This window comes from Streptomyces xylophagus, from assembly GCF_000716435.1.
Classification (GTDB): Bacteria; Actinomycetota; Actinomycetes; order Streptomycetales; family Streptomycetaceae; genus Streptomyces; species Streptomyces xylophagus.
This window is the reverse complement of the sequence record NZ_JNWO01000001.1, coordinates 761,170-772,809: the sequence shown is the minus strand read 5'-3', so window position 1 is coordinate 772,809 and position 11,640 is coordinate 761,170. Positions and strand designations below refer to the sequence as shown.

6 protein-coding genes and 2 pseudogenes are annotated in these 11,640 nt (G+C 64.8%); 4 read left to right on the top strand and 4 right to left on the bottom strand.

Annotated elements, in window-relative coordinates:
• The 4 genes and pseudogenes from OO70_RS03415 to OO70_RS03400 all read left to right on the top strand — a co-directional run.
• A partial coding sequence (locus tag OO70_RS03415) for a uracil-DNA glycosylase family protein (protein WP_043663335.1) occupies positions 1 to 801 on the top strand: 801 nt, incomplete at its 5' end.
• Positions 802 to 1,030: 229 nt separating this feature from the next.
• Positions 1,031 to 1,480: a cupin domain-containing protein gene (locus tag OO70_RS03410; RefSeq protein ID WP_043663333.1), complete on the top strand. Its 450-nt coding sequence runs from the start codon at positions 1,031 to 1,033 to the stop codon at positions 1,478 to 1,480.
• A gap of 100 nt (positions 1,481 to 1,580) precedes the next feature.
• Entirely contained in the window at positions 1,581 to 2,063 is a 483-nt protein-coding gene (locus OO70_RS03405) for a hypothetical protein (protein ID WP_043663330.1), read from the top strand.
• Between the two features lie 68 nt (positions 2,064 to 2,131).
• Positions 2,132 to 2,568, top strand: a pseudogene (locus OO70_RS03400) (transposase); the annotation flags it as partial.
• 84 nt (positions 2,569 to 2,652) lie between these two features.
• On the opposite strand, the pseudogene OO70_RS03395 reads toward OO70_RS03400, so the two are convergent.
• The 4 genes and pseudogenes from OO70_RS03395 to OO70_RS03385 form a co-directional block, all read right to left on the bottom strand.
• Positions 2,653 to 3,064: pseudogene (locus OO70_RS03395) on the bottom strand (transposase); the annotation flags it as partial.
• An 82-nt stretch (positions 3,065 to 3,146) separates the two neighbouring features.
• A complete protein-coding gene (locus tag OO70_RS03390) occupies positions 3,147 to 3,728 on the bottom strand; it encodes a hypothetical protein (RefSeq protein WP_063749675.1) in 582 nt (193 codons plus the stop codon).
• Positions 3,729 to 4,060: 332 nt separating this feature from the next.
• The gene (locus OO70_RS54410) at positions 4,061 to 4,474 is read right to left on the bottom strand and encodes a hypothetical protein (protein WP_158711406.1); all 414 of its coding nucleotides are present in this window, start codon (positions 4,472 to 4,474) and stop codon (positions 4,061 to 4,063) included.
• Positions 4,475 to 4,563: 89 nt separating this feature from the next.
• Positions 4,564 to 11,592, bottom strand: coding sequence for a polymorphic toxin-type HINT domain-containing protein (locus OO70_RS03385; protein ID WP_051740551.1), 7,029 nt, complete (start codon positions 11,590 to 11,592; stop codon positions 4,564 to 4,566).
• Positions 11,593 to 11,640 lie beyond the last annotated feature (48 nt).

The window sequence follows — 11,640 nt, the reverse complement described above, 5'->3', positions numbered from 1 at the left end:
GACCCCGGCTACGCCCAGGCCCCATACGCCGCCCTGGTCGGCGACTACCCCGGCCCGGACATCTACCCCGCCAAGGACTTCCGCGTCGAATGGGGCCCGATCTTCCACCGCGGCCGGCTCGACGGCACCGCCCGCGTCCTCGTCATCGGCCAGGACCCCGCCGCCCACGAAGCCATCACCCGCCGCATCCTGGTCGGCACCGCCGGCCGCCGCTTCCAGGGCTTCCTCAACAAGCTGGGCATCGACAGCAGTTACGTCCTGATCAACACATTCCTGTACAGCGTCTACGGCCAACACGGCGGCACCGCCCACGCCACCGACCCCGACATCGCCCGCTACCGCCACGCCTGGCTCGACGCCCTCATCACCCACAACCAGATCGAAGCCGTCATCGCGCTCGGCGGCCTGGCCGACACCGCCTTCCACACCTGGCGCAACACGCCCGGCAGCGCCGCCTACGACGGCGCCTACCAGCACATCCTGCACCCCACCTACCCCGACAGCGCGGCAGCCTCCGGTAGCGACGCCGCGACCGTCATGAAACAGCTCACGACCAACTGGAACGGGGCTCTGACCGCCCTGCACACCACCATCGCCCCTGACACCGAGCGCCCCCTCACCCCGTACGGCGACAGCCTCACGCCCGCCGACCTCGGCACCATCCCCGAAGGCGACCTGCCACCCGGCCTACCCGCCTGGATGCGCTCCGACGAACCCTGGGCCGCACGCCAAGGCAGCTCACCGGCCGAAAAACGCTCCACCATCGCCGTGCAAATCCCGGAAGACCAACGTCCGTTCTAGGGTTTGGTCTCTGGGATCGCAGACTGTCGCTGCAATGTTGGGTATTGGTGTGCGAAGCGAGTGCCAAGGCCGCTTTCGCAGGCATGGGGAAAAGCACGAGCATCCGGTAAGAGTGTGATAGCTGCACGGAGAATCGGATGCCTCGAATCCGAGCTTCCTTGGTGCTCCCAGTGGGCAGCCTTACGGCGCGCCACCGCCTCATCGCCGCCCACCCCGGAGATCGAATCCCATGAGCGACATCCACCCCGTCTCCCAGATCCGCGTCATACACAGCGATCGTCTTGACGGCAAAACACCTCAGACTCCTGGTGTGATCCGTGAGGTTTCCTTCGACGGCCGCAATCCCGATGCAGCCCACCTGTCGGCCTTCCGTGGAACCATTCAACCAGGTGCTGCCACGGGCGCCCATCACCACGGAGACCAAGAGACAGTCATCTATGTCATCAGCGGCAAGGCCCGCCTCAGGTGGGGCGACAAGCTGGAGAATGCCGCCGAAGCAGGGCCCGGTGACTTCGTGTTGTTCATCCCCGCGCACGTCATCCATCAAGAGATCAACGCCTCATCCGAATACGAGACGGTCGTGGCCGCTGTTCGATCAGGCGTCGACCCAATCGTCGTGAATCTTCCCGAGCTTGACGAGTACGCTGAGCCACCCGCGATCGACTACACCCACCCCTAGTCGAGGTGGTGCAACCAGGCCAGCCAACCTCTCGGGAGTCGGCGCCACGGACTGTGTCCCTTGACGTGCAGGCTCCCAAGTACAGTAGGGGAGCCGGATCATGCTCAACTTCTTGGCAATCGGCTTGTCGGTACTGGCGTTACTGAGTTCGACCTACTTCGCCTTTCAGCAAGTGTCGTCCATGAAACGCGCCAACTACCTACCGGCATACCTGGAGTTGCTCAATCATTTCCGTTCAGCAACGTTCCATCAACACCACTGGTACATCGTCAATCGGCTCACAACTGAGCATGATCCTGCCCTTGGTATCTCCGGCCTGCCCGGAGAGGCTCAGGAGGCCATCTACGACGTCGCCTTCTTCCTGCACAACTTCGTGGTACTCAGGCGGTTGGACATCATCGACGACCGGTACTTGATCACACTAAACAACAGGATCATCCGCACGTGGGAAGCAATCGGGCCCTTCGTACGGCGCGAACGCGAGTTGGTCCCGATCCCTCATCTGTTGCAGATACTTGAGGACTACGCGGCGGTTGCCGCTCTCGTATCACCCGACTCACCCACGAGCCTGCTCCGACCTTGAGCGAAATGCCACCGGCGCCTTACAATGGCTAACACAAAGAGGTGGATCGGTCCTGGCTGCCGTGACTGGTGCGGGAGTTGAGCGTTCGGTCTGGTGTGGGGACGTCGCCGTGGATCGTGTCGGATGAACTGTGGGACCACTTGGAGCCGCTGCTTCCGCAGCGTGAGCGCAGGTTCCGGTACCCAGGCCGCAAGCCGTTGCCCGACCGGGACGTGCTGTGCGGGATCTTGTACGTGCTGCACACCGGAATTCAGTGGGAGTACCTGCCGCAAGACCTCGGCCTCGGCTCGGGCATGACGTGCCGGCGACGGCTGCGGGACTGGAACGAGGCCGGTGTGTGGCAGCGGCTGCACGAGGTTTTGCCGGCTGAGCTGAACGCGGCCTCCCGGCTGGACTGGTCCCGCTGCGTTGTCGACTCCTCCCACGTCAGAGCGCTAAAAGGGGGATGGACACGGGCCCCTCGCCGGTCGGCCGAGGCGTGGCCGGCTCGAAACACCACCTAATGGTGGCTCACGGGGTCGGTGAAGCCTGAAGCACCACCGGGTCTGGAGCCCTGTGATCAGACGGGTTCGCCGGCCCCGTGAGCCACCATTAGGTGATGCTTGCTGCCCGGCTTCCCTCGGTCGACCGGTGAAGGTCCGGTGTGAGCCCCCCTTTGAGCGCCCGGAGGTGTGAGCTGTCGATCGCCGAGTCGTCCATCTCCAGGAGACCCGCGGCTCGCAGCTCGGCCAGAAGGACCTCGTGCAAGCGGTGCCAGGCGCCAGCCTCAGTCCAGTCCCGGAGCCGACGCCAGGCCGTCACCCCTGAACAGCCAACGACCTGGATGGGCACATCGCGCCAGGCCACGCCTTTGCGTAGTACGTAGACGATGCCAGCCAGTGCGGTTCGGTCCGATATCGGCAGTCGGCCGGGGTGGCGATGGCGTCGGGGAGGCTGGGCTGGGCTGGAAGGAGTGGAGCTATGCGTTCCCAGAGATCGTCGGAAACAAGGTCGGCAGACACGTAGAAGAGTCTGCCCGACGCATTGTCAGATGCCGACCGAGATGCCGGTGCCGATGCGACAGGCGTCAGCGGCCGGTCGGGTTCAGCGCCAGCCACCGTGGCGAGGCTCAAAGTGCTCGCCGAACGGTTGGTCGAACGTCTGCCCGTCGTCGTCGATCACCACATATTCCGGTTCGGTCTTCGAGGCGGCTGCATGCAACCGGATGACGAGGTCAGCGACGGGGACAACACGTAGCGACAGTGCCGCGGCCACCTGGGCAGCTTCGTTCTCGATGTCCGGGTTGTGCTTGTCACGGGACCGTTCAAGGTGTTGAGCGGAGTTCTGCATGACCTCCACATCGCCACCGCCCGAGAAGGAGAGACAGTCCCGCCACTCCAGCCCGATGATGATCTCCAACGCGTCCGCCAGGTCATCGCCGAGTAGCCCGCACTCACCTTCGGAACTCGCGAACACCACCGGTCGGCGGCCGTTCTGCTCAGCGCACAGGAAGTACGCCCCACCACCGAACTCCCCGGCGATCACTTCCAGCAGCGCACCCGATGCGAGCCTGAAGCCATCGCCACAGTGCTTCTGGTGGATGTCGAAACCGAACGATGACCGCAGCAGCAGATCGATCTCCGGGGTGTCCTGAATCAGGTCTAGCAGATGATCACTTGAGGTCATGGCCTGGACGATAGCGAGTGCCGCTGACATACCAATGCCGGGAGACGCACGTCGGCGTCCGGCCGTGGCACGACCCGTGGACGGCCCACTCCAGGCCGCGCCTGTACCCCAGCCATCACAACTCATTCTGTAACCATCAGTAAGTCGCTTAGCTCCCCCGGCGAGGGCTGCCACAGCAGCATCCGGATTGAGTCAGTCCCGCAAACTCTGTCCGTCGAATCGGATTGGCACCGAGATGCAGGACGGGCTCACCCCGGAGGTGTGCTCACGTTTCGAGACAGACCGATTCTGGACAACAGTTGGCGGGCGTCTGCGCGACTCACCGATATTTCCTACCCTTCTCTCACCGGGATGACCACTCCGCATTCCCTCCGAAGATCAGAAGCAAATTCTTCCCCGCCATACCGAGGAACGACTAGATTCCACCACGCAAATCCAGACGGATCCCTGCCGGGAAAAGCCACCGTAGCAACCGACTTGAATACCTCATCTACCCGACCAACCGCTTCACGGAATACAGAATACCCTTCCATCCCCCTCAGCTCTTCATCATCAAGTGCGAGCTGAATGTTCCTTCGGATCCACAAATCGCCTTGATATTCGGCAAGATTGTCATCATATCCTGCCACGCAACCATCAACGAATTGTTTCCACTCACGCAGATCAACCTCCGGCCTAACGGGCCCCTTACGTTTGACGGCTAGACCAATCTCCTGGTATCGCTCATAGAATTCCGAGCCTTTCACATTGTCTCCATCCGGCTCATTTTTCTTCAACTAACACGAACCAAACCCGGGTACAGAATCTGCATCCTGCACCCGGGTTCCCTATTTCACTAGGGGAAACTCTGGACCTGCTCCCCGAAATACGACTCCAAGTCGCCTACCGGGCGGAAGAAGGTGCTTATACCGCCTCCACTATTGAGGATTCCAAAATTCCCCGTCACCGGGTCTTTCCGGAATAGCGTTCCAGCCGATGAAAGGTGATCATCCGGATGTCCAGGCCTATAGGGGCCACGCAAGAGATCACCAGCCGCCTGCTTGTATTCTGCAAACCCATTGGGTCCGTTGAATTCCGGGTTCGTCGGGACCACGGTCTTGCTATAGTTTCCCTTTTTGTTCCGCGCAACACCAAACGCGTGTTTCAGATAATGGTTCACAGCGGACATCGGAGAATTGAAGCTTGGATCACAGTTGTGGACCAGAACGGGAGCGGGCCCGCCAAGCACATAGTACGTATGCAGTTCCTCGACCGTCAGGTTGTACATGTCGCGGTCGCCGGGGCGCAGAGCGATGTTCGTGACGTGGACGTGGCGGTCATCGGCGGTGTTGAGGGCGTGGCCTGCGAGGAGTTGGCCGGCGGGGACCCAGGTGTGGAGGGTGTCGTCCCAGAAGGGGTGCTTGGACGTGGTGTGGAGGGTTTCCGTCGTTCCGTCGCCCAGTTGGATCTTGAGGTCGACGAGGTCGTAGTCGTGGTTGACGTGAGTGGCCGTGACCGTACGGAGGCCCTGGTGCTTGCCGTTGGCAGGGTCGGCGGCCTCGACCTTGTCGCCGGTCTTGATGTCGCCGATTGGCTTGGTCTTGCCGTCAGCCATCAGGACCGGGGTGGCGGGGGTGAAACTGCACGGAATGGCTTTGCCTGCGCCGACTTCGGCTTCGGTCTCGGCGCCGGCGCCTCGTGTTCCCAGGAGGAGGGCTATGTCGAAGAGCAGCTTTCCGGTGCCTTCGGCGCTCTTGCCAGCCGCGTAGTCGCCGTATATCTCCTCGCCGCGCGATGTCACCGCTGCCGCGCCAGCGAGGGCCGGATTGGAGCTCATGAGCAGCTGGGTGAGCAGGTCTGTGCAGCCGTCGCCGTCGAGCAAGCAGTTCTTATCGGCGAGGAACTGCTGAACGGGGGCTTGGAAGATGGTGACAACGGTCGATTTGGCCTGGCCTACGAAGGTCTTGGCGACATCACTGACCCAGCCCAAGACGCCACCGCCACCTCCGTTGACGTTCCCCTGACTGTTCGTGGAGACGGTGCCGCCTCCGGGGGTGCCGTCGGGATTCCTGTTGCTGCCCCCGGTGGAAGTGCTGGGGCCATGCGGCTGACCGTCAGCGCTGCAGAAGGGCGGGCACTGCTTGTTCCCTCCGTCGCTTGATCCGCCACTCCCGCCAGGATCCGGCACATTCATCAGCCCCGTGGGGTCGCTGCCGGTGACGGGGCTGTTGTCGGCGTAGGTATAGCCGTTGAGGGACTGGGCGTCGCCGGTGTCGAGGACGGGATCGACGCTGAGGAATCGGCCGATCGCGGAGTCGTACTCGCGGGCGCCGACGTAGGTGAGGCTGGTCGTGGGATCGGTGGTCTTGCCGAGGAAGGTCTTGTCGTCGGCCCAGACACCGGTACCGCCGGAACGCGCGGCCCCGAACGGGGTCAGGTAGCGCTTCGTGACGGCCTGAGTGGTGGCGTCGAGACTGACCGTCGACGTGCCGTGCGGGTCACCGGAGAGGTAGGAGAGGGTCTGGGTTCCGCTCTTGTTGGTGCGCAGGGCGATGGTGGCGCGTCCGGTGCCGTAGTAGCGCTGGGCCCAGTACTTGGCCGTCGAGGTCGAGGTGTCCAGGTGGACCTCGGTGGCACCCAGGTAGAGGACGGTCTCACCGCTGGTGTTACGGCGGATGAGGAGGTTGCCGTCGGCGTCGTAGACGTGGCTGGTCGTGCTCTTGACGGTGCCGGTGCTGGACTTCTCCGTGACTGTGTCGAGGCCCCCGGTGGCGTTCCAGGTCAGCGCCTGAGTGTCGGTGCCGTTGGGACGGGTGGTCGTGTCACCGGACTTGTCGTAGCCGTAGGTGGCGCTCACACCGGTGCAGGAGGTGGCGGCGGTGGTCGCGATGAGCTGGTGGGGCGTGGTGGCGCTGTAGCAGTACGTGCGGGAGGAGTCTCCGGTGCCGGTCTGCGTTCTTTCCGTCGTGCGCAGGCCGCTGCTGGTATAGCCGTAGGTGGTCCAGTATGGGGAGGCTCCGCCCAGGTTGGTCGTGGTGCGGCCGCTGGTGGCGCAGGAGGCGGTGGACGGGGTCCAGGCGTCGGTGAGGCGCTGGTAGCCGTCGTAGGTGAAGCACTGGTAGTCGGTCGCGCCGGTGCCGGACAGGTTGGCGGAGTCGAAGGTCGAGGTGACATCGCCGGCGTCGTCGTAGGTGAAGCTCAGGTCCTGGACGCTGCGGGTGGCGTCGGTGGTGAGGCTTCGGGTGAGCCGGTCGGTGCCCTGCTCGTAGGTGTTGGTGATGTACGCCTGCTTGGCCGTGGAGGCCGTTGAGGTGCCCAGGGCGTACTGCTTGACCTGTCCGATGGCGTTGTAGTCGGCGGCCAGGAGATAACCGGTGGCGCCACCGACGTTGGTCACCATTCCGAGGCCGTTGTACTCGGAGTCCACGATCTCGCTGCTGAGGCCGCCGGCGGCGGGTTCCGTGTAGTACTGCTGGGTGCCGTCGATGTTGTAGTACGAGGTGGTGGCCAGGGGCGCCGAAGCAACCGCACCGGAGGCGACGAGTGGGTCGCTGGACGGCAGGGTCAGTTGGCTGCCCGTGGCGTGGTAGAGGCTGTCGTAGGCGGTGACCTTGCGGGTGTAAGCACTGCCGGTGGTGCCGCTGCCGCCGACGTAGCTGATCGAGTCGTCCAACTGGCCCTTGGCGAGGGTGTCGTAGTCCCAGTGGGCCAGCTTGTTCGCGTCCGTCTTGGAGGTCTGCCACTGGTCGGTCTTGCGGCCCAGCACGTCGTAGCCGTACAGCAGTTGCGTGCCGCGGTTGTCTGTGGTGGTGTCCGTCTGGTCCAGGGCCGTGTAGGTGGTGGCCGTGGTGCCCAGGTCCGGGTCGGTGGCCGAGCTCTGCCGGCCGAACAGGTCGTACACGTACGACCATTGGGCGCCATCCGGTCCGGTGACCGTGGAGGGCTTGCCGTCCAGGGTGTTCTTGTACTTGGTGGACGTGTACGTGGCTCCGGGCCCGGTGCCGTAGGCGGCGTCTGCGGGGTCGGTGCCCGCATAGGCCCGCTTCTCGACGGTGTTGCCGAAGATGTCGGTGATCGTGCGGGTCGCCGAACCTCCGTTCAGCGCGGTCGTCGCGGTGGAGTCACCGGTGTAACTGGTGCTCGTGGTCCACTTCTTGACACCGATCACGTACAGGCTGCTGCTGGTGGCCCGGCCCGCGCCGTCGAAGACGGTCTCGGTCTGTTTGGGCGCGCCTCCGGATACCGCTCGTGCGTAGGAACCGCTGGGGAGGTGGGCGGAGTCGTAGACGTCCGCGTAGGTCTCGTAGGCCAGGCCCCTGCTGTCGTAGCGGGTGTCGGTGAGCAGGCGTCCGCCCTCGGGGGTCGGGGACTGCGTCTGCAGGGGCCGCAGGAGGGAGTCGAAGATGGAGTACGTGGTGTTGTAGGTGGTTCCGTCGGCCCTCAGGGTCGAGGTCGACTCCCATGACAGGGTGTCGTTGGTGACGCTGTAGGCGTAGGTGTAGTTCGGGGTCTGGTTCCCGGAGTGGGAGCGGTTGGACAGCCAGGTCGCGGTCTTGCGGCCCAGTGCATCGTAACTGGTCTCGGTGATCTTGTTGTTGACGTCGTAGACCTTGGTGGGCAGACCCGAGGCGTAGTCGGTGTACGTGTAGGTGGCCTGCGACTTGGCGTTGGTGACCTTGGTCCTGGTCAGCGGGCCGGAGTCGGTGGGTGTGTAGGCGGTCGCGGTGGTGTTGCCGGCCGTGTCGGTGACGGTCAGCCGACGGCCGAGGCCGGCTGTGCCTCCGCTGTCGTCAAAGGTGGTCTTCGCGACGGTCTGCCAAGTACTCGGGGAACGCTCGCCGTTGGTGGCCGTGGCCGGGTAGGCGGCGGCCCGTCCGGTCCAGGTGGCCTCACCGAGGGTCGGGGTCTGGGTGGCGGACCAGGCGGTCGCCGAGGTGTTGTCGTAGACCGTGGCGGCGTCGGAGAGCACATCGCCGCGGGAGGCCGAGGAAGTCGGCAGCGCCAGGTCGGTTTCGGCGACGGAGCAGTCCTGGCCCACGGCTCGGGTGCGCGAGACGAGGTTGGTCAGGCCGATGCCGGTGTTGCGGGCGTACCAGGTGCGGGTGCAGGTGTTGTCGCCGCTGACGCCGGTCTGGCCGGTGTCGTTGACCTGCGTGGCCATGCCGTAGTCGTCGTAGGTGGTGCTCGTGGTGCGGGTGCGCCAGGTCGCGGAGGCCGTGAGGTAGGTGGAGGTGGAGCTCTGGCCGGTACGGACGTAGTACGCCTTGATGCTGGCGTAGGACTTCTGCTGGCTGGCGGTCAGCTTGGACCAGGGGGAGTTGACCGTCACCGTGACCGGAGTGGCGCCGTTGTAGGTGACCTGCTCACGCAGGGTTCCGGCGTACTGGTCGCTGTCGGCGATATCGGCGACGTCCAGGCCCGAGACGTCGAGGCCGGTGCGGGTGGCGGAGGCGGTGGTGCCGTCGGACTGTTTGTCGCCGTCCATGCCCTGCATGTACAGGCTGACGGTCTTCGACTGGGTGGATCCGGCGGCGCCGGTGGTCGTGGTGACCTTGCCGTAGCCGCGCCACTGCGACCAGGTCCGCTCGTCGGCCGGGACCAGCGGGTCGAAGTTGTAGTGCCAGGCCGGGTCGGAGTAGCTGTAGGAGTTCTCGACACCCTGGCCGAAACCGAGCGGGTCGGTGCTGAGCACGGCGGTGACCCGGTACTTGTGGAACCAGTCGAGCAAGGATTCGACAGCACCGTTGATGTGCCAGTACGTGGGGTAGCAGCTCAGGGTGTCGTTGTCCTCGGACGAGGGCATGTTCGAGCCGCGTACACACTCCGGGTCGGACAGGGTGACCGTGGTGATGCCGCCGGTCTCGGAGGTGATGGTGGAGATACGCGGCATGCTGAGCTTCAGGATGTCGTCGGAGGTGGAGTCCACCCGGTTGGGCCGCAGTTGGTAGGTGAAGGTGACCGGATCCAGCTTGAGGGCGGTGCCGTTCTTGCCGGTGTGCTGGATCGAGGAGAGCACCAGGGTCTGGTCGGAGGTGTCATCAATGTCCTGGCCATCCTTGAACTCCTGGGTCAGCGCCCAGGAGTCCACCGCAACGAGCTTCGAGGCCGTGGCCGAGTAGGCGAACGTGTCGATGCTGGTGAGGCGTTTGCGGGTGAAGAACGACGGGCTGTCGGTGTTGCAGTCGTCGTCCCCGCTGGCGCAGATGGTGTCGTACGGCACGTCCGGCCAGTTGTCCGACGTCGAGTCGGTCAGCGAGGAGCAGTCCGAGGCGGTGCACCGCTCGTCGTAGGAGAACGTCACCTCGTCCGAGTCGGTCCCAGTGAACAGGGTGCTCGCACGCTGGCCGTAGAGGATCTTGTCCAGGTGTCCGCCGCGGGTGTACTTGGTGTTGGCGGTCGAGGCGCCGTTCTTGGGGTAGTAGTTCGTCTCGGCCGTGTACCAGTACGACATGGCGTTGCCGTGCAGGTCGACGACGTAGTCGAGGTTCCAGCGCCAGGCCTGGTTGAACGAACGATCGGCGAAGCCGGATCCCTGGTCGTAGCCGGGCTCGCCGGAGTCGTCGCCGAAGACCGGCGTGGTCCACACCGAGTTGGTGCGCTGCGTGTCGGCGCCGGGGAGTTTGTTGAGCCCGAACTTGTACTGGGTGCCGTCGCCGGTGGTGACGGTCCAGTACTCGCCCTTGCCGTCGATCCCGGTCTCACCGTCGTCGTCATTGTCGGCGCCGGTGGAGTGGGTGACGGTGGATGCGTCGTCGTCCTTGAGGTGCCAGGCCCCGTTGGTGTCGTTCTTGACCAGTTCGGTGGACTTGCCGTTGAGGACGAGCGAGGCGTTGTCGTACTTCCAGCACTCGTCGTGTTTGCCGTCCTGGCCGTCGTCGTCACAGGAGGCGTACGACCGCTCGATGTACGACGACTCGCTCAGGCCGAAGCCCTCGCCGACCTGGGTGGACTGGTTGTTGGTGGACGCCGTCTTGCCGTCGGTGCTGCCCGAGTCGTACCCCAGGGAGAGCGAGGGCGACGGGCCCGCCGCCGCCGGCGGCGTGGACAGCGGATAGCTCCAGGTGAACGCCCCGGAGGAGCCGCCGGCCTGCCAACTCGACGACGAGGAAAGGGGCGAGGCGGAATAGTTGCCCGATCCGGATGCCGACTCTCCCGAAGCGGCTGTCAGCGCGAGCACGGTGGCTGCGGAAGTCGTGTCCTGGGACAGTACGGTCGTACGGACACCGGAGCGAGATGCCCGTGCGTCACCCTGTTCTGCGGGGGACTGTCCCAACGGCACTGTGGCGGACACGCTCTGGCCGCTGATGCTGTTGTGCGAGTCCAGGGACGTCTGAGCTCGGCAGGCGGCTTTGTCCGGAGTGGTCAGGGCACAGGCCGGCAGTTGTACGAGGTGCAAGCGGCCTGCCCAGTCACCGCCGTAGGCCGAGGCGAATGCACTGTAGTCGACGCTGATTTTGGCGTTGCCGTCGTCGCTCGCGCCGGCGGTCAGCAGCACGCCTTTGATACCCGCGGCGGCTGCGGCCTTGCGGCTGAGTACCTGGACGCCGGCCGTGCCCGAGGCGGATTTCGCTCCTGCGGTGCGGCTCAAGGACACGGGCAGTCCCCCTGCCGTCAGCCGAATGGCACCGGATGCAGGCAGGGCTGCGGTGGTGGTGGCGGCTTTGGGCCAAGTCGCCTTCTGTTCCGCCAGGGCGTCTTGAGCCTGTTTCTTGTTGGCGGCCTTTTCCGCGGCCACCCGGGCCCTGGCCTTCTTCGCGCCCAGGCCGTCGACTGCCTTCACGGTGTCGGAACGCTGCTCCGGTACAGCGGGTACCAACTGCCTGGTGGATGTCGCGGCTTGGGCGGCCACGGGAGTCAGACCGGCCACGGCCAGCGCGAGTGTCACGGCAACTCTGACCACTCGATGTCTACGGCGTCTCGCACCACTGGCGGC